Annotated in this window: 24 protein-coding genes; 9 read left to right on the forward strand and 15 right to left on the reverse strand. The window is 43.0% G+C overall.

All coding sequences use genetic code 11. The features are described from left to right. Positions 1 to 48: 48 nt before the first annotated feature. The 3 genes from CIT02_RS07020 to CIT02_RS07030 form a co-directional block, all read right to left on the reverse strand. Positions 49 to 1,311, reverse strand: coding sequence for an MFS transporter (locus CIT02_RS07020; RefSeq protein WP_292610982.1), 1,263 nt, complete (start codon positions 1,309 to 1,311; stop codon positions 49 to 51). Between the two features lie 176 nt (positions 1,312 to 1,487). Continuing rightward, complete coding sequence (gene gatA, locus CIT02_RS07025; RefSeq protein ID WP_292610984.1) at positions 1,488 to 2,864, reverse strand: Asp-tRNA(Asn)/Glu-tRNA(Gln) amidotransferase subunit GatA; 1,377 nt, start codon at positions 2,862 to 2,864, stop codon at positions 1,488 to 1,490. Between the two features lie 195 nt (positions 2,865 to 3,059). Beyond that, positions 3,060 to 3,836, reverse strand: coding sequence for a heparan-alpha-glucosaminide N-acetyltransferase (locus tag CIT02_RS07030; protein ID WP_292610986.1), 777 nt, complete (start codon positions 3,834 to 3,836; stop codon positions 3,060 to 3,062). Positions 3,837 to 4,028: 192 nt separating this feature from the next. Here CIT02_RS07030 and ala point away from each other — a divergent pair, with 192 nt between their 5' ends. From ala to CIT02_RS07050, 4 genes are all read left to right on the forward strand, one after another. After that, positions 4,029 to 5,012 (forward strand): alanine dehydrogenase, encoded by a 984-nt coding sequence (ala, locus tag CIT02_RS07035; RefSeq protein ID WP_292610988.1) that lies wholly within the window; start codon positions 4,029 to 4,031, stop codon positions 5,010 to 5,012. Between the two features lie 103 nt (positions 5,013 to 5,115). Continuing rightward, entirely contained in the window at positions 5,116 to 5,280 is a 165-nt protein-coding gene (locus tag CIT02_RS07040; protein WP_292610990.1) for a hypothetical protein, read from the forward strand. Between the two features lie 229 nt (positions 5,281 to 5,509). Further along, the gene (locus tag CIT02_RS07045) at positions 5,510 to 6,142 is read left to right on the forward strand and encodes a LysE family translocator (RefSeq protein ID WP_292610992.1); all 633 of its coding nucleotides are present in this window, start codon (positions 5,510 to 5,512) and stop codon (positions 6,140 to 6,142) included. Positions 6,143 to 6,234: 92 nt separating this feature from the next. Next, positions 6,235 to 7,023, forward strand: a complete 789-nt coding sequence (locus tag CIT02_RS07050; protein WP_292610994.1) for an HAD family hydrolase — start codon at positions 6,235 to 6,237, stop codon at positions 7,021 to 7,023. Between the two features lie 107 nt (positions 7,024 to 7,130). Here the strand turns inward: CIT02_RS07050 and CIT02_RS07055 are convergent, their stop codons facing one another. The 4 genes from CIT02_RS07055 to CIT02_RS07070 all read right to left on the reverse strand — a co-directional run bounded on the left by CIT02_RS07055 (position 7,131) and on the right by CIT02_RS07070 (position 10,464). Further along, complete coding sequence (locus CIT02_RS07055; protein WP_292610996.1) at positions 7,131 to 7,757, reverse strand: TMEM175 family protein; 627 nt, start codon at positions 7,755 to 7,757, stop codon at positions 7,131 to 7,133. Between the two features lie 13 nt (positions 7,758 to 7,770). Beyond that, positions 7,771 to 8,301: a DUF6790 family protein gene (locus CIT02_RS07060; RefSeq protein ID WP_292610998.1), complete on the reverse strand. Its 531-nt coding sequence runs from the start codon at positions 8,299 to 8,301 to the stop codon at positions 7,771 to 7,773. A gap of 174 nt (positions 8,302 to 8,475) precedes the next feature. Then, a complete protein-coding gene (locus CIT02_RS07065; RefSeq protein ID WP_292611001.1) occupies positions 8,476 to 9,579 on the reverse strand; it encodes a DUF362 domain-containing protein in 1,104 nt (367 codons plus the stop codon). 135 nt (positions 9,580 to 9,714) lie between these two features. Continuing rightward, complete coding sequence (locus CIT02_RS07070; RefSeq protein ID WP_292611003.1) at positions 9,715 to 10,464, reverse strand: sugar phosphate isomerase/epimerase; 750 nt, start codon at positions 10,462 to 10,464, stop codon at positions 9,715 to 9,717. 180 nt (positions 10,465 to 10,644) lie between these two features. On the opposite strand from CIT02_RS07070, the gene CIT02_RS07075 reads away from it, so the two are divergent. Genes CIT02_RS07075 through CIT02_RS07090 form a run of 4 tightly spaced genes read left to right on the forward strand, consistent with a single transcriptional unit; the run spans position 10,645 to position 14,732 of the window. Further along, positions 10,645 to 11,154 carry a PadR family transcriptional regulator gene (locus CIT02_RS07075; RefSeq protein WP_292611004.1) on the forward strand — a complete coding sequence of 170 codons (510 nt, stop codon included), beginning with the start codon at positions 10,645 to 10,647 and terminating at the stop codon, positions 11,152 to 11,154. A 4-nt stretch (positions 11,155 to 11,158) separates the two neighbouring features. Continuing rightward, positions 11,159 to 12,247 (forward strand): ATP-binding cassette domain-containing protein, encoded by a 1,089-nt coding sequence (locus CIT02_RS07080; RefSeq protein WP_292611006.1) that lies wholly within the window; start codon positions 11,159 to 11,161, stop codon positions 12,245 to 12,247. Positions 12,248 to 12,249: 2 nt separating this feature from the next. After that, positions 12,250 to 13,443 carry an ABC transporter permease gene (locus CIT02_RS07085; RefSeq protein ID WP_292611008.1) on the forward strand — a complete coding sequence of 398 codons (1,194 nt, stop codon included), beginning with the start codon at positions 12,250 to 12,252 and terminating at the stop codon, positions 13,441 to 13,443. A gap of 41 nt (positions 13,444 to 13,484) precedes the next feature. Next, positions 13,485 to 14,732 (forward strand): PQQ-binding-like beta-propeller repeat protein, encoded by a 1,248-nt coding sequence (locus CIT02_RS07090; RefSeq protein ID WP_292611010.1) that lies wholly within the window; start codon positions 13,485 to 13,487, stop codon positions 14,730 to 14,732. 303 nt (positions 14,733 to 15,035) lie between these two features. Here the strand turns inward: CIT02_RS07090 and albA are convergent, their stop codons facing one another. The 8 genes from albA to CIT02_RS07130 form a co-directional block, all read right to left on the reverse strand. After that, positions 15,036 to 15,317, reverse strand: a complete 282-nt coding sequence (gene albA / locus CIT02_RS07095) for a DNA-binding protein Alba (RefSeq protein ID WP_292611012.1) — start codon at positions 15,315 to 15,317, stop codon at positions 15,036 to 15,038. Positions 15,318 to 15,534: 217 nt separating this feature from the next. Then, complete coding sequence (locus CIT02_RS07100; protein WP_292611014.1) at positions 15,535 to 16,302, reverse strand: response regulator; 768 nt, start codon at positions 16,300 to 16,302, stop codon at positions 15,535 to 15,537. A 33-nt stretch (positions 16,303 to 16,335) separates the two neighbouring features. After that, positions 16,336 to 17,082 (reverse strand): response regulator, encoded by a 747-nt coding sequence (locus CIT02_RS07105; RefSeq protein WP_292611016.1) that lies wholly within the window; start codon positions 17,080 to 17,082, stop codon positions 16,336 to 16,338. A 96-nt stretch (positions 17,083 to 17,178) separates the two neighbouring features. Then, positions 17,179 to 18,714, reverse strand: a complete 1,536-nt coding sequence (locus CIT02_RS07110) for a 2-isopropylmalate synthase (RefSeq protein WP_292611017.1) — start codon at positions 18,712 to 18,714, stop codon at positions 17,179 to 17,181. A 105-nt stretch (positions 18,715 to 18,819) separates the two neighbouring features. Further along, positions 18,820 to 19,614 carry a DUF63 family protein gene (locus tag CIT02_RS07115; protein ID WP_292611019.1) on the reverse strand — a complete coding sequence of 265 codons (795 nt, stop codon included), beginning with the start codon at positions 19,612 to 19,614 and terminating at the stop codon, positions 18,820 to 18,822. A gap of 43 nt (positions 19,615 to 19,657) precedes the next feature. Beyond that, positions 19,658 to 20,158 carry an N-acetyltransferase gene (locus tag CIT02_RS07120; protein ID WP_292611021.1) on the reverse strand — a complete coding sequence of 167 codons (501 nt, stop codon included), beginning with the start codon at positions 20,156 to 20,158 and terminating at the stop codon, positions 19,658 to 19,660. A gap of 81 nt (positions 20,159 to 20,239) precedes the next feature. Further along, the gene (locus CIT02_RS07125; protein WP_292611023.1) at positions 20,240 to 20,890 is read right to left on the reverse strand and encodes a PHP domain-containing protein; all 651 of its coding nucleotides are present in this window, start codon (positions 20,888 to 20,890) and stop codon (positions 20,240 to 20,242) included. Positions 20,891 to 20,955: 65 nt separating this feature from the next. Then, positions 20,956 to 21,975 carry a DUF1786 domain-containing protein gene (locus CIT02_RS07130; protein WP_292611025.1) on the reverse strand — a complete coding sequence of 340 codons (1,020 nt, stop codon included), beginning with the start codon at positions 21,973 to 21,975 and terminating at the stop codon, positions 20,956 to 20,958. Positions 21,976 to 22,229: 254 nt separating this feature from the next. Here CIT02_RS07130 and CIT02_RS07135 point away from each other — a divergent pair, with 254 nt between their 5' ends. Next, positions 22,230 to 23,519 (forward strand): TrpB-like pyridoxal phosphate-dependent enzyme, encoded by a 1,290-nt coding sequence (locus tag CIT02_RS07135; RefSeq protein WP_292611027.1) that lies wholly within the window; start codon positions 22,230 to 22,232, stop codon positions 23,517 to 23,519. The last annotated feature ends 36 nt before the right edge of the window (positions 23,520 to 23,555 follow it).

The raw sequence follows: 23,555 nt of genomic DNA on the forward strand, positions 1-23,555 counted from the left end.
AAATGTTTTCATCAAAAACTATTTGGATCAACCAGAGTAAGAAAAAATTTATTCTTCCAGTTTTTCCAGTTCAATGGCATTTGTTTCTGGAAATGCCCATATAAATAGGGCTACACCTAAAGCAAAGACAGATCCCAGGAATATTCCACTTCCCAGACCGTATTTTGTCCCTATTAGTGCAATTAAAATAGGGGTTAAAAATTGAGTTCCTCGGGCCAGATTGAAACTAGAACCCATGGCGGTGCTCCTCAAACTTGTGGGGAACAATTCAGAGACTAAAGGACCAAATCCGCCATAAATACCCGTCCCAATACCTATCATGAACATGAAAACGAATATCAGGTAGGGGTATGTTGCGATATTATTCCAGAAGAGGGTGATCATTATCAATCCGGCGGCCATGGTCAGGGCAAAGGAAGAAAATGCCGGTCTACGACCAAATCGATCGGCGATAAGTCCAAAGAATAAAAGTCCCAAAATCCCCCCTACCTGATTTACTATTATCCACATTGCAGAATTAACCACAGAAATACCTTTCCCCTGCAGATAAGTTGGTAACCATGAATAAGTGAACCAGTAAGCAGAACTACCCAGTATAGCCAGTATTAATGCCATCAGAAATGTTTTTCTGTATGGTTTTAATAACAGGGAAACAAATTCATTGCTTTTAATTTTCAGTGATTTAAGTTTATCCTCAGCATTATCTTTCCTCTGGAGCCATAAGTCAGATTCAGGGATTTGTCTTCGGATTAGTATTACCAATATGGCGGGTAAGACGGAAATAAGAAAACTTGCCCTCCACCCAATGACTGGGAGGAGGAACCCCCCCACAAGCGAAGCCAATATTAATCCAACTGGATTTCCAGTCTGAAGAAACGCCCCGAACCTGCCTCTAAGTTTAGCCGGGAATGTTTCATTAACATAAGTTTGCCCGGTAGCCCATTCTCCACCAACACCAAGACCGGTTATAATTCTAAACAGGATCAGAGTTTCCAGATTCGTTGAAAATGCACATAAAACTGTTCCTATGCTGTATATGATTATGGTTAACTGCAGAACTATTTTACGCCCGTATTTATCAGACAATACCCCAAATAATACTCCGCCAACTGCGGCGGCAATAATTGACGCACTCAATGCGTAAGAAAGCATTAAATTTGACAGGTGAAGTTCCTGGCCAATAGGAATGATGAGAAAGGTGAATAAAATTAGATCATAAAAATCAAAAACCCATCCTGCCCAGCTAAGCCCGAATATCTTGTAATGAGTTTTAGTGGGCGTTTCATACTGATTTAAAAGTGATTTGTTCATTTCACTCCCCAATCTATGGAATAATATTTTAAATCAATAATGATGGATTAACTATTCTGTTTTCTAATATAAGTAGTGTGATTAAATTGAACCCTGATCTGGGTTTCTGATTGGAAACAGGCTATGGATTAAAAGAAAAAAGAATGGTTTTTTTAGTAATTAAGTCGTGTCCCATCTTATTGAAGAGATTCCACGCCTACCATTGCTTTAAGTATTTTTTCATCATCCAGTGGTTTGGCCTGGAACTGCATTCCCACCGGTACTCCCTTAACATCCCCGGCCGGTGTGCTTGCTGCAGGTATACCAGCCAGGTTGGCTATAACGGTCAGGATGTCGTAGGCATACATTTCCATTGGTTCCAGAGAGGTGCCCAGTTTATGAGGTAGTTTGGGTACGGTGGGGCCAACCAGCACATCCACATCTTTCAGGAGTCCGGTTATTTCTCTCCGTATGAGGGAACGGGCCTGTAAAGCCTTCTTGTAGTATTTGCCACTGAATTCTTTCTGGCTGATGTAGGATCCCATCTGTATCCTGCGGAGTACTTCCTCTCCACACACTTCTTCAATGCGTTCCCCGTACTTTCGGCCATCGTACTTTCGGGTGGCAGAGAAGAATTCCACATAGTTTATGAGGTAGTAGGTAGGTAGGCATAATTTGAGATGATCGAAGCTTAATTCCACCACTTCCGCCCCAGCCTCCTGCATCTGGTTGATGCGATCTTCAATAATATTGACGATAGCCTCATCTGATACATCGAAGAATTCCTTCACTACCCCCAGCTTCATGCCTTTAAGTGCATTTTCTGGATCAGTGATGGAAGAGGTGAATTCTGGGACTTTCCAGTCAATGGTGGTACACTCCCGGCGGTCTTCCCCGGCAATAACCTCCAGCATTAAAGCTATACCACTGGCATCAGCAGCGAAGGGTCCGATCTGGTCGAAGCTCATGGCCAAATCCAACAGTCCCTGTCTGCTCACTGCACCGTAGGTTGGTTTGAATCCCATCACCCCACAGTGGGAAGCCGGATTACGTATGGATCCACCGGTATCTGAACCCAAAGCCAGGTCACACATCCCTGCAGCGATTGCTGCGGCACTACCCCCACTGGATCCACCAGGTATGCGTCCCGGGGCGGCAGGGTTGTCAGTATGGCCGAAACACGATGTTTCAGTGGAGCTTCCCGCTGCAAATTCATCCATATTGGTCATTCCAATTATGATTCCATCTTCGGCCTTTATTCGCCGGGTGACTGTGGCATCGTAGCTCCCCAGGTAATTTTTCAGGGAGGGAGAGGCTGCGGTGATGTGGAAATCCTCCACATTAATGTTACTTTTAATTCCCACTACCATACCAGCCAGTTTTCCCAATTTCTGGCCATTTTTAATCTTATCATCAATTTCTTTGGCTTTTTCACGGGCTTCATCAACTTTAAGTTCAACAAATGCCCTTATAGCAGAGTTATCCTTTTCGATTCCTTTAATGAATGTTTCCAGATTCTCTTCGGAGGTTAATTCATGATTCCTGATTGATTGTGATTTTTCCAAAATACTCATATTCCCACCTAATGCGTGAGTAGTCAAATGTGGTTAGCAATTAATCATTATACATCCTTTTGATTTAGAAAATGAATCTTATTATATTTACCATTGAAGGAATTATTTACCATTTCGGTAGTGACCCCCGGGTGTAGGAAAACCATATAAATTCTGTTTAATACTTTAAAATCGTCAATCCCCTTTAGACCCTGTCTAGTTTAGAAAATAAAATAAATTCCCCAGATCCAGTACTCCCATGAGGTACAGCACCAGTATGATAAGTGGCTGATGCAGGAGATAGATCAGCAGGGAATGTCGTCCCAGGAAACTGAACAACAGGGTGAAGGGGTTTTTTGAGAGGTCTGGCAGGTGAAATCTCCTTTTATAACCTTGGTAAAGTGTTTTTCCCGCGAATAATCCCAGGGAAACTACACCCAACCAGGGTAGAAGGGGGAAGTAATCCACAGTGATGAATCCCATGGGTTTCAAGCCCAACCATAAAAGCCAGGGGTAGCTGACCGTGAACTGGGCCAATATTAAGCCTAAAATTATGAAGAGAATTCCCAGGATTAGATTAAGGTATTTTTTGTTTAAAAAGGGATATTCCAGGATTATAGCTATTCCAATGAAATGCAGGACTCCGAAAACTATAAAGTCCTGAGGTATGAATATCCAGGTTACCAGGGTGATTAAAATCCCCCATAAAAATATTTTAACCCCCCTTTTTAGATATTTAAAGAAAAACCCGCTCTTTTCCCCGTTTTTTCCCCTGAGTTCAGCACGAGTGTGGCTCAGGACTAGGGAAACTCCCACCAGCAACAGGAACATGAATGCGGTTAGTCGGGCCAACCACCACAGAATTCCTGTTGAAACATCCAGGGTGTAAACTCCAAAAAAGGCCATATCAAAGAGTAAATGATAGGTCACCATCATCACTATGGCCAGGCCACGTATGGCATCTATTTCCCAGAAACGTTGGTCAAGATCCATGTTCTCTCTCAGTCACCGTTATTTAGTTCCAGTTTATAGCTGAGTTATAGCATCCCCCAACCGTAACCAGAATAATTCACCTTATATTAATTTCAGTTTATAGGGTAGAGGTACTTATTTGAATTGGTAGGTGATAATTAATAATAAATATTGATTTTATCTTTGGAGAATTAAATTTAAAAGGTGCAAATCATGTCAGGAACCCTTTTATTAAAGCAAAGTGAAATTAAAGAACTTATTAGTATGAAAGAAGTTGTTGATTCTGTTGAAACCGCTTTTAAGGCTTATGCTCAGCGTGATGTGCAGATGCCACCTAAAGAGTACTTATTTTTCCAGGAAGGGGATCTGCGTATAATGCCCTGTTATGTGCGGAGTACTGAAGAAGCAGGGGTCAAATGCGTCAATGTTCATCCTCACAACCCCTTAGAAAAACATTTACCCACAGTAATGGCCGTTATAGAACTGGTAAACCCTGAAACTGGTTTTCCAATGGCAGTAATGGATGGAACCCTAGTAACTGATCTAAGAACCGGCGCAGCGGCCGGAGTAGCCACCAAGTACCTGGCCCGGCCAGACGCAGAAACATTAGGCATAATTGGCGCTGGAAAACAGGCTTGTACCCAGTTAATGGCCTTGAATGAGGTTATGGACATTAAAGAGGCCAAGGTTTTCTGCCGGACCTGCAGCACCCGTACCAACTTCGCCAAGAAAGCTACTGAAACCTATGGTTTTAATGTGGAAGCCGTGGAAACTGCTGAGGAAGCAGTTAAAAATGCAGATGTAGTGGTGACTACCACTCCTTCCCGAAAACCATTGATAAAGGCCGACTGGATCAGTCCAGGAACCCATATCAACGCCATGGGTGCTGATGCCCCCAGTAAACAGGAGTTAGAAACCAAATTACTCTTAAAATCAAAGATCATTATTGACTCCTGGGAGCAGGCTAGCCATAGTGGTGAAATAAATGTGCCCGTTGCTCAGAAGGTTTTAAAACGAAAAGACATCCATGCCAAGTTAGGGGATGTTATCGTGGGAAATGAAACTGGCCGAGAAGGTGATGAAATCACTATCTTCGACTCCACGGGTCTGGCAGTTCAGGATATAGTCACTGCGGGACTCATCTACCGGCGTGCCCGTGAAAAAGGTATAGGAACAGATTTTGACTTTATAAGTTAGTTGGAATCTCTTATTTACTTTTGGTAACGGTTGCTGACGACAACCCATCCAATTTAGGTAAGATATATAGGTTGGGAAGTTCAATCTAGTTCTGGTGATGTGAATGTACCAGAAAGTAATTCGAAGCGAAGTCCTCCATAAAATGGGCCATTTATACAAACGCTTCCAGTTCTTATCCCGGACCAGGTCCCTGAGTGATGACCAGGTAGAAGCCATAGATCAACATCTATCCCAGATCATGGAAGTGCTTAACCAGCCCAAAAGTTAACCCTAGTCAGATCATTACTTCATAACCTCTCCCTAAAGTTTGTTGGATTTTTTTATACTGGGGAACGGATACTATCCCGGGATCTTCAGGTTAGACCACCTATCTTTCCATCCCGGTTTTAATTGTGTTCTAACTGGACAGGTACTTATTTTACTGATTAATACATATTATGGAAACAGTTAATTAAAGAAATAATTAATAATACCATTTCAAGGATTAAATGATTTAAATGTGGATAGAGGTTATTTTATTTGCTGCAGCCTCCTTTTGGGTGGGCTTTTCTGGTGCCATGGTTCCCGGACCTATGTTAACCGTTACCATATCAGATTCACTAAAAAAAGGGTTCCGAGCTGGCCCACTGGTAGTTTTAGGGCATGTTATTGCTGAAACCGCCTTGATAATACTCCTGATAATGGGTTTAGGATGGATTATTGGATCTCCAACTGTAACCATGATAATTGGAGGCATAGGCGGAGCTATGTTGATTTACATTGGATATAGCATTGCCCGGTCCCCAGTGCCCGATGAACTTCCGGGAGATGGAGAACCAATAGAAAAAAGGGGGTCAATTATAAGTGGAATAGTCACCAGTGTCACCAATCCTTACTTCTATATCTGGTGGGCCACGGTAGGCTGGGCTTTCATGCTTAAGGGGATAGAATTAGCCGGCATTATAGGGGTTTTAAGTTTCCTGGTGGGCCACTGGAGCTCGGATCTTAGCTGGTACAGTTTGGTGTCATTTTTCACCAGTAAAGGGAGGCATGTGCTCCCGGGTAAACGTTACCGTGTCATGATGATGGTATGCGGAGTTTTCCTGGTGTTTTTAGGGCTTTATTTTATTTACTCCACCCTGATAGTATGAACTAGAAACCATAGACAAACACAAATAGATGAACTGCCTAAATTGAATGGGAAAGATCAAATACACTACTTTCAAGGAGGAACCATCAAAACATGAAAGCAGTTGTTTTCGATAACTCGGGGACACTTATATCCCGCTACAGGGCTATCAAAGAGTTAGATAGTGGACGAATCTATGATCACATCAGTTCCATTGATCTGGTGGACAAACATCCCAATCGAGCACTGGTAGTCCTTCAAACAGACCCTTCCACCTGTCTGATTAATGCCAGACCAGACCAGACCATTTTTCAGTTTATAACGCGGAACAAGGTACCCTTCGATATCAGTTACTCTTCTTCCCCTCTCAACAAAGAGGACATATTAACCCTTATTAAAGATGAAAAAGCAAAGATCAGTGATATTCAGGACACTATACAAGCCGTAATTGATAAGGAATACAACGTGCAGATATGCAGTGGATCTGGATTCATTATGAACACCCGAACGGGTCATATCGAATTTACCATCACTGCCGGGGGCAAAATATTTCCAGAAGTGCCCATGGTGGTGGAAGAATTGAAGAGAAGATCATTCCATATCTACGTGGCCTCGGGAGACCGGATGAAATCTCTGGAAGAGCTGGCCAGTTTCATCAACATCCCCTCAGAAAACGTATTCGGCACTGCAGATTCCAAGAGAAAAAGGGAGATCGTATCCGGGCTCAAAGGAACCTACCGGGTGATGATGGTGGGTAACAGTGCCAACGATATCCTTGCACTTGAAGAAGCAGATGTGGGCGTTTTAACCATCCAACAAGAAGAAGAAACACCAGATAAAGTGTTTGAAGCTGCTGATGTGGTGGTGAGCAATATTAAGGAGATCCTGGATATTGAATTTTAAGTGTAATTGATTTTAATTAATGATAATATTTTTTATTTTACTCCACAGTTATTTTACTCAACTGATTTAGTGGGATCCAAAAAACTATCTTTAAAAATTATCTAAAGTTACTGGAAATGTTTTATTACCGGGATCAAAAGGTAGGCCAGGCTGGACCATCCGTAACCATACTCCTTAATAAATGGTAGAAAAGTTAAGGCCAGGGCCAGGAAGGAAATGGCCGGTAACATTAAATTGATTCTTAAACTTGATTTTTTCACTTCTTCATCCATTTTATCAGTGAGGCCACTGTTAAGTGCGTGGCGCCAATTGAGAAATAGCAGGAAACCTATGGCCAGAAGATTCAAGTCGAAGAATATGTTGGGTAGCTGGAAATTCCCATACTCTCCCACGAAGAATGCCGAAAAAGGAACTAAAGCCACGAAAAGGAGCCAGACCACGGTTATCCACAGTAAAGTGGCGTCAGCCCGCTGAATACGGTTGAATTGAAGGTGATTTATCCTCCAGAAAATTGCCAGAAGCATGAAACTGATGGCGTAACTGTAGAAATTAGGTATGAGATTATAAATAGCCTGGTAAAGTGCTGCTTCAGTGGGATTAGCAATGGATGGTACCGCAATCCCCAATACAAGCAGAGTCATGGCTATAGCAAATATACCATCAACCAGGGTCTCTATGCGTTTAGCATTGACTCCTGAAGAATTTTCTTTTTCAGGCACCCCTTTATCCTGCAAAATTTGGCCCCCACTACAGTGATCTTTCCAAACTCTTTATAGCACTGCGCACTGCCCTTTCTTCCAATATCTTGTAGGCCACCAGGAGACCTATCAACAGTAAAGGAATTAGTATATCCAGAACCAGGACCGCTCCGGCATTTCCGGCGGCATAATTACCGGTGACCATGATGTTACTGATATGACCTATGGCATCCCCCAGGAGGAAAATTGAAACTCCTATTACTGTAGCTGTCCAGAAATTACCCCTGATCCATATACACAGTATCCCCAGAACTCCAAAGGCCAGATTGGCAAAGGCAACCTCCTGTTGAAAGGGACTTCCCGGAGCCCAGCCTATGGTGGAAGCTACCTGGTTAGCGAAAAATGAATGGCCAATGGAGGCCCAGATAGAACCTATACCTACAGTAACAACCAGTAATGATAAAAGAGTTGTTCCTATTATTCTTTTCAGGGTCAAAACTCGTTTGGAATAAAATTGAACTCCCAGCATTACCAATGCAATGATTATCCCCAATACCAGCCAGATGTAAGCTGTATCCATTTAAACCCCTCTCTTATCTAATTTTACTTCCTATATAAAATTAACACATTACTATTTGCCTTTTATTATCCTTTATTTAATACCTTGTTCTGGGACGCAAATGGAAACACTTATAAACGATTTTCTTTACCCGGCCAAATAGAGAATTTGACCGATTATAATGAGAAAAGATGATTATAGGTTTATTAAATGGTATTCTCTACTACCCATCCCCACTTCCTCGGCATATTCCAGTAGTACCCGGCCATCAACTTCTTCCCAGACCCCTCTGAATTTGTCACCGCCCTTCTGGTGGTGATGTTCCAGTAGTGAGTTTTCCAATCCCACCTGCTGGTTTACCAAGTCATAGCTGGCCGTATCCAGGGCAACTGGATCCGTGGAGGCCAATATCCCTATGTCCGGGACTATGGGAGCATCACTGAAAGCTTCACAGTCACAGTCTGGGGTGATATCCATCAGGAAGTTCAGGTAGCCCACCTTTCCTTTTTTGTTTTTAACGGCCCCATAAGCGTATTCCACCATTCGTTCCATGAATTCAGGTAGGGCATCAAAATCAAGGCTCACCGCAGATTCTGGACATACGGCCAGACAGTTGTTACAAGCTACACATTCCTCCAGTTCAATGATGGCCCTACAATCAGAAAGAGACATAACCGACAGGGGGCAGGAGTTTATACAGGTCCCACAGCCGGTGCAATTATCGTTTATAACTGGTCTGGCGCATTGGTGCTGTTCCACCTTACCCGGGGCTGAGGCACAACCCATGGCCAGATTTTTAATGGCCCCTCCAAAACCACACATCCCGTGTCCCTTAAAATGGGATAAAACCAGCATACTGTCCGCATTAATGATATCCCCGGCGATTTTCACCTGCTGGAAATGTTTCAAACCCACCTCCACTGGAATCCAGTTATCTCCACGAAGTCCATCGGCGATAATAACCGGTGCCCCGGTTACTGCATAGGCAAATCCATTTTTTATGGCCGTCTCCTGGTGCTGGACAGCATTGTGGCGGCTACCAAAGTAAAGAGTGTTGGTATCGGTTAAAAATGGTTTTCCATTCGAATTCAAAGTTTTTTCAACAACGGCATTTACTAGAACTGGTTTAAGGAAAGCATCATTTCCCCTCTCTCCAAAATGAAGTTTTATGGCGGTTAAATCCTCTTCCTGGATTAAATCACCGAATTTTGCCCCATCAAATAACTGTTTTATCTTACTGTTCTTGTTCTCTTTCTGGCCCCTGGATCGGAGATTGGAAAAATACACTTCACTAGTCATTTTTTAACTCCATAGAAGATTATTTTAAGTTATTTTCGTGTTTGAACCATTATAAATAGTATAAGTAGTTATTCCCTATTGATCTGCATCATGGCCCTTATCTGTATCAATGGCCTTTAGTTCATAATTACCGGTTCATTTAGCCAGTTGAAGTAGAAGATTTCGGCTTTTTAGGACATCCTCATAATTGTTCAATTCAATTATTCCCCTTTCAATACCATTAATCAAACTCAGATCAAGTGTGCCCTCGCCTAAAGCTCGGTGCTGGTCTTTATTACCATTGTTATCACTTAGATGATAATAATAGATTCTTTCCAGTTCTAAAAATGAAGCGGGATGATTGGTGGTATTGGCATGCCCTAAGTCTACGGTACCGTGGCAGCCACATTGTTCCAGGAAGTAAGAATGTTCAGGGGCAGTGTTACAGAAATAAGCGTAACGACAGGGCATGTTCTCCACCGATAGAATAACCCCCAAATCTTCTGCATAGTTATTTGCTTCTTTTAGAGTTTCAATGGCGAAATATTTACCCATTTCCCTGACTCTGTCTTCCAATCTGTGAATCATTCCTGGATGAGTGGTTATGGCCTTTGCCCCCATCTTCGAAGCCAGTTCTAATGTTTCATTAATCTGGCGCATAGTTTCCTCGCGGATACCCGGGTTCAGGCTGGCCGGGTTGAGATCAATGGTGGGAGCGTGCAGGAAAACATCCACATCGTAGGAGGAAAATACCTCCAAACCTTCACCCTGAGTTAAAATGTTTCGTGGCCAGTAGGGACCTTCACAGAGTATTTCCACCAGTTGGAAGCCATCGGCAGTGGCCATATCCAGGAAGTCTTCGAAGGACTTCATAAACAGCGCCAGGGTGGAGAATCCGATTTTCATGTTTCACTTTTTGTGCTAGTAATTGTGATATATTTTTCGAATAGGAGGGTTCCTTGCCAATTGTTGATCCTATTTTCACTCTACAGGGCTAACCCCAACATTTATATGGAAAGTGGATATATCTATTTAAACTATGTCGGAAATTGATATATCGATTACTATAATAGAGGTGTAAAGTGGATGGATGATGATTTAATCAGAGACCAGCCCGACAAAGAAGATGCTGAAATTTCAGAAGAAGATGCTGAAAATCTTGAAATTCCACGAGGGTACTACGCAAAGGCTTTGGAAGATAATAGACTATTCTATAACCTGAATAATTATGAAAAAAAACTGGTTAAAGGCATTATGAGGGGTTCGGGCCCCATAGTGATGCTCTGGCTCATCAACATGAAGGGCCAGCACGGCTACGAGATCATGACCAAACTACATGAATCTTCCCCCTTTAAGGATAAAATTAAAATGCCCAGTGCCAGCATCATCTATCCTAAATTACACCAACTCGAAGAGGAAGGCCTTATAAAGGGAACCTGGGAAAAACATGGAAAAAGAAAAGTTAAATATTATGAAATAACCCCTAAAGGTTCAAATACCCTTGAAAATATAAGGAATTTCTTTAAAAGCAGTAAAAATAATCTTTACGAAGATTTTCTAATAGATATGATGTCCATAAAAAACAACAGGAGTTAAAGGTATGAAATATGCCATTGAAACCTCTGATCTTACCAAAATATACAAAGACTTCACCGCAGTGGATGCTTTGAATTTGAAGGTTAAAAATAAAAGTATTTTTGGATTTTTAGGCCCAAATGGGGCTGGAAAAACTACTACCATTAAAATGCTTACTTGTCTTATCCCCCCCACATCCGGTACAGCCACAGTGTCCGGATACGACGTGGTTAAATCACCAGATGAAGTGCGTCAAAAAATTGGAATGGTACCCCAACTGGTAAGTTTATACGGCGACCTAACTGCCCGTGAAAACGCAGAACTATGTGCCGATTATTATGGTATGCCCCGGGACCTTAAGGAACAGAGAATTGACGACCTAATGGAACTGGTGGACATAAAATATGCTGAAAATAAGATGGTAAAGCAGATGTCCGGAGGACAGAAACAGAAGGTATCGGTGGTGGCCAGCCTGGTGCATCAGCCCGATATCCTCTTCCTGGATGAACCCACCATCGGACTGGACCCCACCACCAAAAGTGTCCTATGGGATTTGATCGATGAGTTGAACCAGAACGGCCACACCATCATACTCTGCTCCCACGATATGTACGAAGTGGATATGCTTTGCGACCATGTGGGCATAATCAACCTGGGTAAGCTGGCTGCATTTGACACTCCTCAGGGCCTTAAAGATACGGTACTTGTTCAGGAAGAATGTACGGAAAGCAACATAGGAGAAATTGTACGTGAAATGGAGGAATCCGATTCCAGTGCCAGTACCAGCACCCCATTTTGCAAGTTGAAGGAAGTTGCCCGAGAATCTGAAATTGATAACGCAAGAGAAATGAGTTTAATGATAACTGACACTGATCAGGAACTTATTAACAAATTAAGCCAAATCCCATGTGTTCTGGATATTGAAACCCATGCCTCGGGCCGGCTTGCTTTTAAATTATCCAACACCGAAACCGCAGTAACCCAGGTAATATCAACCATTATGGAAACCGGAGGGAATATTACCTCTATTTCAACTAAAGACCCCTCTTTAGAAGATGTTTTCATGAAGGTAACTGCAAGGAAGGTTAAAAAAGATACGGAGGGAGGTGATTAGGAATGGTGGAAACTAAAAAAATCTTGTGGATGCTTAAAAAGGATTTAATAGTCCTCTGGAGACACAAACCCCGGCTAATGTCCATCATTATTTTCCCCATACTCATGATCGCACTTTTCGGTTACGGAATGGGAGGAACCATTGAAAATGTTCCGGTGGTGGTGGTGAAACAGAGTGATGGTCCGGTAACTGACGCCACCCTCAACGCCATCAAAGACATGTCATTTTACAATGTGAAGGATATCATCGGTGATCCCCAACGGGGAAAGGAGATGGTCGAATCAGGCCAGGTAAAGGCAGCCATTATACTTCCATCCGATTATGAGGATTTAAACAGTTCTAATGCTAAATCCGTGGTAACTTACGTTGATTCTTCAGATCAAATGGCAGCCCAGACATTGATACCGACGACGCAGGGTCTTTTCAATCAGATATCAGCCCAGATCGGGATGAAAAAACTGGAAGCATTGAACAGCCAATCGCAAGCCATTCAGGTTCAGTCACAGGGAGTTCAAAGCACATCCACCCTGGGAGCAGTTAACTACCAGAACATAATGAATTCCATAAACTTCCAGATTAACAAGATTTACGGTGATATCAAGTACATCGACTTCCTGGTTCCGGCAATTCTGGCCATGACCATCATGATGGGGGCCATGTTCAGTATGGGTGAGGCACTGGCCGGTGAAAGGGAAAGAGGAGAACTGGCACGTTTATTCATGACCCCGACCAGTGTGGCTACTGTGGTGGGAGGTAAGATCATATCCAAACTGACCATAGAAACAGCCCGGGCTATATTACTCATATTTGCAGCCATAGTGCTGTTTGGAATTACCATAAACGGTAGTATGGTACTGACCATCCTTTTACTGGTCCTTTCGGCATTATGTTTCGTTGGATTCGGTATAATGGTTTCTGCTCGGGTTTCTACCCAGGAAGACTACACTCAAATGGTGATGCCCTTCACCATGCCCATGATGTTCGTTTCTGGAGTGTTCTACCCCATTGAAACCATGCCCTGGATATTCCAGAAAATAGCTTACATATTCCCCTTAACCTATGCTAACGACGCTCTTAGAGGAGTTATGTTAAAAGGAGCAGGAATTGGGGACGTGTGGTTAGATATAGCAGTTCTAGGAGGTTTCACCCTATTGTTCTTTGCTCTGGGTGTTACCAGATTTAACAGAGATATTTAAGGAGAATTCAGCTAACGAATGTAGATTGATAAGGTGATACAATGGATATTGGAAAAAAGCAGTTACTTCTTGGATTTATGATAACATGCCTGCTGGCATCGCCACTGGGCATCGCCACTGCTGCGGGTGCGGATTGGAATTCCTTCCATGAAAATGCCCAGCACACCGGTTTTACTGATCAGGCCTCAGATTTCACACCCACCGCCTGGTACTTCAGTACCCAGGGAGCTATAAAATCATCTCCCGCAATACAGAACAAGATAATCTATTTTGGTTCCAATGATGGCCACGTTTATGCGGTTAACATGGAAGATGGTACCAAAATATGGGATTATAAAACTGACGGGGCAGTAATCTCTTCTCCTTCAGTTGTGGGTGATGTTCTTTACGTGGGATCATCAGATGGATACCTGTATGCCCAGGACATTAAAAACGGTAATGTTAAATGGAAATACAAAACCGGAAATGCCATAGAATCTTCACCTCTGGTGCAGAATAACCGGGTGTATATTGGTTCCAATGATGGACGTGTTTACGCCATAGATATAAATAACGGAACCAAAGTCTGGGAGTACAACACCGGTAATTCAGTTAGATCATCTCCAGTTATCTCTGGAGAAAACCTGTTTGTAGGATCTGATGACGGAAAAGTGTACGCACTGGACAAAGACACCGGAAATAAAACTTGGGAATACACCACTGGAGATAAAGTACAATCTTCTCCAGCAGTGATGAACAACACGGTTTACGTGGGATCTGATGACGGAAAAGTGTACGCCCTCAGTGCCACCGATGGAACATTACAGTGGAATTACGATATGGGTAAATCTGTCACTTCCTCTCCCACCATTGATACCAATGATAACAGCCTGTTTATCGGGGCAGATAATGGAAAAATGATGTGTTTAGACACCCGTAATGGTGTTGAAAAGTGGAATTTCACCACCAGCGGTGCAGTGAAGTCCACGGCATCCCTCCGGGATAACAAAATAGTATTCGGATCCAACGGAGGCACGGTTTACATACTTAACAAGTACAATGGTAACGAAGAATGGAGTTACAATCCAGGTTACGGTGTGATTAACCAGCCCATGGAATCATCTCCCGCAACCTACGGAAACATGATTTACATTGGCGCAGATGACGGGTCACTTTACGCACTCAACAACGACAAAGAAACTGCTCCGACATCAGTATACATCTATTACATTGGTGGAGCCATTGTAGTCATCATAGCCCTACTCCTTATAGGTAGAGCTGTGTTAAACCGCCGTAAAAAGAATGAATAAATGAATAATAGACCGGATTTATCCTAAAACACAGAAGATAACCTTCTCTTCTGTTACTTTTTTTTATTTTTAAAATTAGAGAATACTATTTCTGAGAAACAATTTCAGGATATATTTTTGGAAAACTATTTTGGGAAATTACTGTTAATAAAAGAATTGTTAAACCATAAAATAGTCATTAGACATTAAAATTATTTTTAAGGCCTAATCTCCAATTTAATTAAAAAAAAATAGATATAAATCTTTCCAGTATTCCATAAACCCCATAGTGGAATAAAGAGAGTAGAGAGTTTACCCTACAAATTAACTAAAATCTTTGGAAAGTTGTATTTCAATGGCTGAAACGTTGGTTGAGGTTCCCTCATTGTTCATAATTTCTTCGGTACAGATGTCGATACCTCCGATACTCACGTCAGTAATGAATCTGTTTCTGACAATCTCTGCTACGTCAACTGCTCGGGAAATGGCTCTTCCCCTGGCTTTTAGTATTACTTCCTGAGTACCGCCGTTCATTTGTGTTACTACAGCCAATACATAGTTCATTACCGGTTTGTTTCCAATGTACACCACATTTTCCTCTGACATTCGCTTAACCTCCATTGATATACTATGATTCTAAACTTTATCTTGGTATTATATATATTTTGTGATGGGAGTTTTTTAAGGAAATTACGGTGTTAAAAACGTTTCTAGCAATAAATAGTGCTTTAAACTCCATATTTTTTCAGGAATGATCCTACGACGGAGATTTAATCTAGAAAGAAATTCGTGCTAATCCCTCTCCTTTCAAAATAAGTGAATTTTAGATGTTACTAAGGTTAACCTGGCGGAATACTATCACTAAACCATCAACATTGCCTTCCATATCTTTAATAATAGTTACACTACCATCTACGGTTAACTTCTCCCCCTCTTCTAATTTTAAAACCGTATTTTTAAGATAGGACACTTCACGGGACATGTCATCTTCCAGGGGGAGTTTGTAACCAACCGGATCAAATATCTCCCGAACATCATGGCCCAGAGCATCTTCTTCCAGCCAGCCAGTTAACTCTTCAGCCATGGAATTCATGAATCGTACCTGGCCATTGAGATCCGTGGCAATTACCCCATCACTGATACTTTTAAGCATGGCCCCTAACCATTTGTCATGTTTGCGGAGTCTTTTCTCCAGCCTGTCCCGGTAGAGAGTTATTTCAATGGTGGTGTTAAGTTCGCTCTCTTCGAAGGGTTTGCGCAAAAATCCATAGGGTTGTTTAAGAATAAATCCAGAAGGCTCAGTGATTTTGGCCCTTTGAACTGTTTTTTCATCAGAATAAGCAGTTAGATAGATGATAGGTATTCCCAGCTTGGAACGTATCTGTTCTGCGGCCTGAATACCATCCATTTCCCCCTCCAGCTTAATATCCATAATCACCAGATCAGGTTTAAGCTCTTCAGCAGCCTTAATAGCCTCTTCACCAGACGGTACAATGGCTGGAACCTCATACCCCACACTATTTAAGGCTTTTTTAATATCTTCAGCGGTTATCCTCTCATCTTCCACTATTACGATATTTATTTTAGCCATAACAACCTCCCCATCACCAAAAAATCACTTTAGTTAAATATCATCATTAACAACTTTAAAAGATATCACCATGCCGTTGTTTTTTTGTTTGCAATCTTTTATAGGAGTTACTGTGCCTTTAACAGTGAATTTAGCCCCATTACGGGATATTATTTCCGGTTCCCCCCCAACCAGAACATCTTCTAAAGGAGATTCATCATTTATTTTGGATAGAGGCAGGAATATCTCTTCCAGTTTCTTACCCAGGACCTCATTTTTAGGCCAGCCAGTTATGGTCTCGGCCAGGGAGTTGATGTACCTAATCTGGCCCGTGGAATTGGTGGCAATCACCGCTTCGCTGGTTCTAAGCAAAATCGCCGCGGAGATCTGGTCATGCTCCCTTTCCATCTCGTGCCGGTAGAGGGTTATTTCTATGGCCGCGTGGAGTTCGTTCTCATCAAAGGGTTTGCTTAGCATTCCCTGCCCTTTAACCAGAAATCCAGATGGTTCAGTTAGTTTAGCTCTTTCCACAGTTTTTTCATCAGAATAAGCAGTTAGGTAGATTACTGGTATGTCATAGGATTTTCTTATCTGGGCAGCAGCTTCTATACCATCCATTTCACCCTCTAACTTAATGTCCATCAGCACTAAATCTGGTTCCAGCCTTCCCGCCTTTTTAACGGCATCTTCACCGGTAGAGCATATTACCGGTACTTTGTAACCAGCAAATTCCAGTCCGGCCCGGATATCTTCAGCGGTGATTCTTTCATCTTCCACCACTAGAATAGTTGCTTTGGCCATGGTATAGTAGCTCCTGAATTGTTTGATATTATGTTATGAGACTATTATTTGATTATTATATCATTTCCTTCTTATAATGATCACCAGTGGAAGTAATCACGGCAACTGATCCATATCTCGGGCCAGGAGGATCTTATTTATGGAATCTAAAACCGCCTCAACACTGGCCATGACTACATCTTCCACAGTAGAACGACCAGTGGCACTGTGCCCATCTCCATCAGCCATTATTACAAATACTTCGGCCAGTGCATTGGTACCACCAGTTATGGCTTCAATATGATATTCTTTAAGTTCTATGTCGGCAGTTTCCCGTACCAGATCCTGTATTACGTTAATGGCCGCGTCAACTGGCCCCACACCGGTTTTGGCAGCGGTTTTTATATTACCGTCAATGCTGAGTTTTACCGTGGCTGTGGGGAGGACATTGTCCCCGGTCATCACCGTGAATCCTTCCAGTTTGACCTTTTCTTCCTTAGGTTTACCTAAAACTGTTTCGGCCAGTGCCTGGAGGTCAGCGTCAGTGACCATTTTACCCTTATCACCCAGTTTCTTCACCTGGTCGTACAGGGTGCAGAACTGGTCTTCGTTCATTTCAATTCCATAATCATCCAGTTTGGACTTAATAGCCCGGGCTCCCGTATGCTTTCCCATTACAATTCGACGGGTGTGACCTACCATCTCCGGTTTAAGGGGCTCGTAGGTTTCTGCCTTCTGCAGGACTCCGTGGACATGTATTCCTGCCTCATGGGCAAAGGCATTTTCTCCTACAATGGCCTTGTTAGGGGGCATTTTCACCCCGGTTATTCTGGAAACCAGTTCCGAGGTGCTCACTAAAAGTTCAGTGGTTATGTTGGTTTTAATACCGTAAGTGGTCATTAGGGCCATTACCACCTCTTCTAAGGAGGTGTTACCTGCCCTTTCTCCCAGGCCGTTAATGGTGGCATGGACCTGCTGGGCTCCGGCTTCCACTGCAGCCAGGCTGTTGGCCACGGCCAGTCCAAAGTCATCGTGGCAGTGCACACTGATGGGTATGCTCACCACTTCTTTAAGGTCCCCCACTAATTGGCGCATGGAAGCCGGTACCATGACTCCCACGGTGTCCGGGACATTGATCACGTCGGCCCCTGCTTCTTCCACAGCCTTGTAGATGTTTTTCAAAAATTCGAACTCTGTCCGGGTGGCATCTTCGGCTGAGAACTCAGCTATGATACCGTGGTCTTTGATGTACTCCACAGCATCCACAGCCTTGGTGAGTATTTCTTCCTGGTCCATGTGCAGCTTGTACTCCCGGTGTAGAGGAGAAGTTCCAATGAAAGTGTGAATGTAATCCACATCTGAATCCAGGGCTGCGTCCAAGTCTTCCTGCAGCACCCTTGCCAAACCACAGACCTTTGCATTCAGATTCAGACCCTTAATTTCCTGGGCTGCCTTCCGTTCACCCAGTGATGCTGCTGGAAACCCTACTTCAATCACGTCCACTCCCAGGTTATCCAGCCTCTTGGCTATTCTTATCTTTTCTTCCGGCGTTATAGCCACCCCAGGTGTTTGTTCACCGTCACGGAGGGTGGTATCGAATATTCGCACCTTTTCAGGTATTTTCATCTCTTGCTTTACTTTATCTATGTACATTGGGAAGACCCCTGTGGTTTGACATTAGTTAGTAGACTTATTGGGCGGTACTTAATTAAAAAAATTGTGTTAAAAACTGTTCCCCTCTAAAGAATCATGAGGAGATCATGTGCCCATGGCTAGGCTCAGGAAGTTCCTGATACCCGGTGCCAATCCTAATATGAATATAGCCAGTTTTAACATGTTACGGATGGTTTTATCCTCCACATAAGTGTCTATGATGTAGAGGGCCGGAAGTATAACTGCAATTTTAAGGGGATACATTATAATGGCACTGTCTGCCAGCTGAGTGAGTGCGTTGGGTAGAACATGCTGCTCACCGTAACCATAGTAATCCACGGCGATGAAGGTAGAACTGGCATCGAGCAGGTGGGCTGAAAGTACACTCAAATTGAATTTATCCTTTAGAAGACTCCATTTTCTACCGATTAAAACAAAAACTGCAGTCAGCAGGGCCCATGGACCCAGTACCTGGAAAACTACCACGGGGTTGAGGTGTTGAGCATAGTATATGTTGGGAACACACATGGCAGCCCCCACTGCAAATATTACGTAGCGGTAGTCCCAGCCGATTTTTCGTTCGATTAGAACTGATCCCAGCAGGGTGAAAATAGCGGTTAGTCCCGTTAAAATGTATATCCCTGGAGTTACCAGAGTGTAGGTTAGAGGATATATCCCATTATCCACCAGGGCCCGGGCACTGGATCCAAAGAATATGAAGGGAATTAAGGGTATGAAAAGGTCCTTAGGGTCTTTATCAATCCATTTGAACATCCGAATGATTAAGAGAATTATTAAACCCAGTATAATGCCGAACACAATGGTATTGTAAGTGGTGTAACCCGGATGCAGATAGACGAAGTTCTCCTGGATGTACTGTATTATAGAGTCGATACCCATGAATTAAATCCCCATATTTGATTATTTTTATTATAAAAATACTTTATAATTCCTTTTTCATTATAAATCTATGTTCACCGGGACCATAATAATCTTTAATGGCTAATTTTCCATTTACAGCTATTGTTTCATAAACCTGTTCCGGTTCGACTATTTTAAAACCTAAACTTTTATACAGGCATAGTGCCGGTTTATTCCCTGGCTCGACAGACAAACCAACATAACGCACTCCCCTCATACTCTTGAAAGCCTCGATACACAATTTTTGCAACGTTTTTGCTATGCCCCTCCCCTCGTATTTCTTTAAAACTGCAATTTGCCTAATCCAACCTTCTTCAGGATTATCCTGACTCCCCATTCCAAAAACATAGCCCACTGCATTATTATTATCTTCTGCCAGGAAAATAGTATTTCTATGGAGTCTTTCCCCTACTTTAAATGTTGTTAAGGAAGTTTTATTAATAAAACGTTCCTGGTTGATTTCATGAAGTTTAATAAAGTCCCCGTTGTCGCATTTTCTGTACTTAATCCCTTCTTTAAACATTAAATCCCTACTCCCCACAGGTTTTAGGTCAAATCTAGGCTATTTCACTGGGAAAATCTCATATTAGGGAAAATAGGAGGATTATTGAATCTTCCTGATCTTCTTGTTAATAACTTCCTTGAGTATCAGAGGGAGAGGGGTTCTGTCTCCGAATACATTGGTCTTCCCCGAGAGGATACCCTGAATGATGCCATCTACCGTGAAATCTGCTTCCAGTTCCGTGACACAGCTACCAATGGCTCCCAAAAAGTGGGCATCACTGGCACCGATCTGGGGGATGTTTTTCTCCTTGGCCAGGTTTTTAGCCCGCCAGTTAGAGTATCCAAATATGTAACGGGAGTTAAGAGTTTCCATGGCATCCACATCCACGAATTTCACCTGAGTGAAGAGTCCTTCCCGGTAAGATACAAATGGATGGGCGGCTATGGCAATTCCACCCTGAATCCGGATTAACTCCACAGTATCCTCCGGTGAGAGTCCCTGGGGAATTTCTTCACTTATACCCAGGGCCACGATGTGTCCCTTGCTGGAGGAGACTTCCATGGCCGGTATGATCACCAGATCTTCCAGGGGGCCAAACTCCTTTAAAGCTGCCTCCGAACCCTTGAGAGAGTTGTGATCAGCAATGGCAAGGGCATCCAGACCAATCTTCCGGGAGTGTTTGACTATGTCCCGAACTGAGGCTGTGGAGTCTCCGGAATAGGTACTGTGAATATGGGGGTCAATAATCATGGTATATCTCCTATCTTATTTTGAAATTTGGACAGTTACAGTATTTGTCAGACCAATAAATATTTTTACAGGGATTTAATGGATTTTATAAGACCTGCAGGTCCAGTCATCATCACATCCCCTCCCGGGGCAGCGTTGTGCACCTTTAAATCTGTTTCCGCCAGTATGGCCCGTTTCGGCCCGGTGGCCACCACGCATTCAAAGGAATCAATGGCATCGATAACCCATGCCCCGTGCCCATGCTCCTCATGAACCTCCTCATGAGTAATGGTACCTGCCGCTAACTTGTTAACCAATTCTTCTATCCGTTTAGGGGTTAGAATACCAGTATGGTGCTCGAAAACTCCGTGTATCTTACCATCCATGAAAGATGCAGCCAGTGTATGCCCATTACCCACATCCATGGCTATGAACCGGTCCATCTCTCCCACCAGGGGATCCAGGGTTGCTCCACAGATGGAAGCGAATTTAGAATCCATGATTAAGGGATTGTAATCTTTGAGTGTCCTCTGCACGGCCTGCATACGGGTGAAGTACGGTGGAACTTCCCCATAATAGGCGAACTCTTCGGGTGCCCGGGGAACATCGAGTTTTTCTCTTATCTTCTGGAAACGGAAGTTACGGTCCCCCATGCCATCCTGATAACCGTGATCCTGCACAGCCACACCTATGCGATCAAAGTCCAGTTCCACATCAAAATTTGAAAGGGCCTCCCTAATCGCAACCAGGTCAACATCGTTCAGTTCTAACTCGGAGATTTCTGGATGTTTTTCATTTAAAGGGACGATTTCCACCCCGGTGGATTTAACCCGTTCCAGGTCGTCACGTACTGTTCGGGCCGAATTTTCGTTCATTAGCACCCGGTACCCCTTATCCAGATGGCTTTTTATTGCTTTATTTACCGGACCCCCACCCATGGTTTCTCCACTTAAAAAAAGGTCATGATGATGTTGTCTTATCCGTCGGGCCATTATCTTGGTGGGAGAGGGGAGAACCATTTTCACTGCATTCTCCATGGAGTCATAAGAGTCATACAGCATTATATCCTGGGTCCCAGTACCCACATCTATTGCCAGTATTTTCATGATTTATAGTATGGGCCCCTTTACAATAAGAATACATTTATAATGTACAGATGTATACAACAAAGATTTAAATAGTACTCTAAGTATATTATGGTGTCAAGACAACTAGGGAAAATTTTATAATTCCCCAATTTAATTCATAAAAATACATTTTTAGGATCTCCGGTGTATTAGAATTAAATTAAGATCAGGTGTAAATTTTTAATAAAAATCTGAAATTTGAACTCATAATATGAATTTCAGAGGTGAAATCCATGTACAGTATAAGATTAACAGAAGATGAAATTCCCAAAAAATGGTATAACATTGCCGCGGATCTCCCAGTGGAATTCCCCGCCTATGACCAGACTGAAGAAGGAAAGCAACTGGAAAATCTGCCAAAAATATTCTCCAAAGGAGTACTGGAACAGGAATTGTCCACAGAACGCTACATAAAGATTCCCAAGGAAGTTAGAGAGGCCTACAAACAGATGGGTCGACCTACCCCCCTCGTAAGGGCCAAAGCCCTAGAGGACCATCTGGACACCCCCGCCAAGATATTCTACAAAAGGGAAGATACCTCCCCCACCGGTAGCCACAAGCTAAACACCGCAATCGCTCAAGCATATTACGCTAAACAGGATGGTATTGAACGTTTAACCACTGAAACTGGTGCCGGACAATGGGGAACTGCCCTTTCACTTGCCTGTAATCTTATGGACATGGACTGCACAGTTTACATGGTTAAAGTATCATTCAACCAGAAACCCTACCGTAAAACCATCATGCAACTTTATAACGGAGAAGTATTAGCATCCCCAACTACTCAGACTGAATTCGGTAGAAAAGTACTGGCAGAAAATCCAGACCACCCCGGAACTCTAGGAGTGGCCATATCCGAAGCTATTGAAGATGCATTAAACGATGAAAAGGTTTACTACTCACTGGGAAGTGTTTTAAACCACGTAATGTTACACCAAACTGTAATTGGACAGGAAACACAGAAACAACTGGAAATTGCCGGTGAAACACCCGATGTCATGGTGGCCTGTGTTGGTGGAGGTAGTAACTTTGCCGGAGCAGTGTTCCCCTTCATGAAAGACCAGTTAGATGAAAAGATCGACTGTAAATTCATTGCTGCTGAACCTTCCCACTGCCCGACCCTGACCCAGGGTGATTACTGTTACGACTTCGGAGACACCGCCGGACTCACCCCACTCATTAAAATGTACACCATGGGACATGACTACATACCCCCATCCGACCATGCCGGAGGCCTACGTTACCACGGTATGTCACCGTTAGTGGCCCTACTGGTACACGAAAAACTGGTAGAACCTCGTGCCGTTGAACAAAACGACATCTTCAAAAGCGGCGTGACCTTCGCCCGGACTGAGGGAATAGTTCCTGCCCCTGAAACCTGTCACGCCATAAAAGTAGGAATAGACGAAGCACTTGAATGTAAGAAGACTGGTGAGGAAAAAACCATTGTGGTGAACTTCTCAGGACACGGCCTTCTGGACCTCAAGGGCTACGATGATTATCTGGCTGGAAAACTGGATTAATCATCCTTTATCTATTTTTTTAACCTGTAAAAATCT

Source organism: Methanobacterium sp. BAmetb5 (assembly GCF_003491305.1).
In the GTDB taxonomy this organism is placed as follows: domain Archaea; phylum Methanobacteriota; class Methanobacteria; order Methanobacteriales; family Methanobacteriaceae; genus Methanobacterium.

Excerpts from the sequence above, each read along its gene's own strand:
- CIT02_RS07135 (WP_292611027.1), top strand. The coding sequence starts at position 22,230 with ATGTACAGTATAAGATTAACAGAAGATGAAATTCCCAAAAAATGGTAT.
- CIT02_RS07120 (WP_292611021.1), bottom strand. The coding sequence starts at position 20,158 with ATGTTTAAAGAAGGGATTAAGTACAGAAAATGCGACAACGGGGACTTT.
- CIT02_RS07065 (WP_292611001.1), bottom strand. The coding sequence starts at position 9,579 with ATGACTAGTGAAGTGTATTTTTCCAATCTCCGATCCAGGGGCCAGAAA.
- CIT02_RS07105 (WP_292611016.1), bottom strand. The coding sequence starts at position 17,082 with ATGGCCAAAGCAACTATTCTAGTGGTGGAAGATGAAAGAATCACCGCT.
- CIT02_RS07070 (WP_292611003.1), bottom strand. The coding sequence starts at position 10,464 with ATGAAAATCGGATTCTCCACCCTGGCGCTGTTTATGAAGTCCTTCGAA.
- CIT02_RS07075 (WP_292611004.1), top strand. The coding sequence starts at position 10,645 with ATGGATGATGATTTAATCAGAGACCAGCCCGACAAAGAAGATGCTGAA.
- CIT02_RS07045 (WP_292610992.1), top strand. The coding sequence starts at position 5,510 with ATGTGGATAGAGGTTATTTTATTTGCTGCAGCCTCCTTTTGGGTGGGC.
- CIT02_RS07115 (WP_292611019.1), bottom strand. The coding sequence starts at position 19,614 with ATGGGTATCGACTCTATAATACAGTACATCCAGGAGAACTTCGTCTAT.
- CIT02_RS07030 (WP_292610986.1), bottom strand. The coding sequence starts at position 3,836 with ATGGATCTTGACCAACGTTTCTGGGAAATAGATGCCATACGTGGCCTG.
- CIT02_RS07020 (WP_292610982.1), bottom strand. The coding sequence starts at position 1,311 with ATGAACAAATCACTTTTAAATCAGTATGAAACGCCCACTAAAACTCAT.
- CIT02_RS07125 (WP_292611023.1), bottom strand. The coding sequence starts at position 20,890 with ATGATTATTGACCCCCATATTCACAGTACCTATTCCGGAGACTCCACA.
- CIT02_RS07110 (WP_292611017.1), bottom strand. The coding sequence starts at position 18,714 with ATGTACATAGATAAAGTAAAGCAAGAGATGAAAATACCTGAAAAGGTG.
- CIT02_RS07060 (WP_292610998.1), bottom strand. The coding sequence starts at position 8,301 with ATGGATACAGCTTACATCTGGCTGGTATTGGGGATAATCATTGCATTG.
- CIT02_RS07080 (WP_292611006.1), top strand. The coding sequence starts at position 11,159 with ATGAAATATGCCATTGAAACCTCTGATCTTACCAAAATATACAAAGAC.
- ala (WP_292610988.1), top strand. The coding sequence starts at position 4,029 with ATGTCAGGAACCCTTTTATTAAAGCAAAGTGAAATTAAAGAACTTATT.
- CIT02_RS07100 (WP_292611014.1), bottom strand. The coding sequence starts at position 16,302 with ATGGCTAAAATAAATATCGTAATAGTGGAAGATGAGAGGATAACCGCT.
- albA (WP_292611012.1), bottom strand. The coding sequence starts at position 15,317 with ATGTCAGAGGAAAATGTGGTGTACATTGGAAACAAACCGGTAATGAAC.
- CIT02_RS07040 (WP_292610990.1), top strand. The coding sequence starts at position 5,116 with ATGTACCAGAAAGTAATTCGAAGCGAAGTCCTCCATAAAATGGGCCAT.
- CIT02_RS07050 (WP_292610994.1), top strand. The coding sequence starts at position 6,235 with ATGAAAGCAGTTGTTTTCGATAACTCGGGGACACTTATATCCCGCTAC.
- CIT02_RS07085 (WP_292611008.1), top strand. The coding sequence starts at position 12,250 with ATGGTGGAAACTAAAAAAATCTTGTGGATGCTTAAAAAGGATTTAATA.
- CIT02_RS07090 (WP_292611010.1), top strand. The coding sequence starts at position 13,485 with ATGGATATTGGAAAAAAGCAGTTACTTCTTGGATTTATGATAACATGC.
- gatA (WP_292610984.1), bottom strand. The coding sequence starts at position 2,864 with ATGAGTATTTTGGAAAAATCACAATCAATCAGGAATCATGAATTAACC.
- CIT02_RS07130 (WP_292611025.1), bottom strand. The coding sequence starts at position 21,975 with ATGAAAATACTGGCAATAGATGTGGGTACTGGGACCCAGGATATAATG.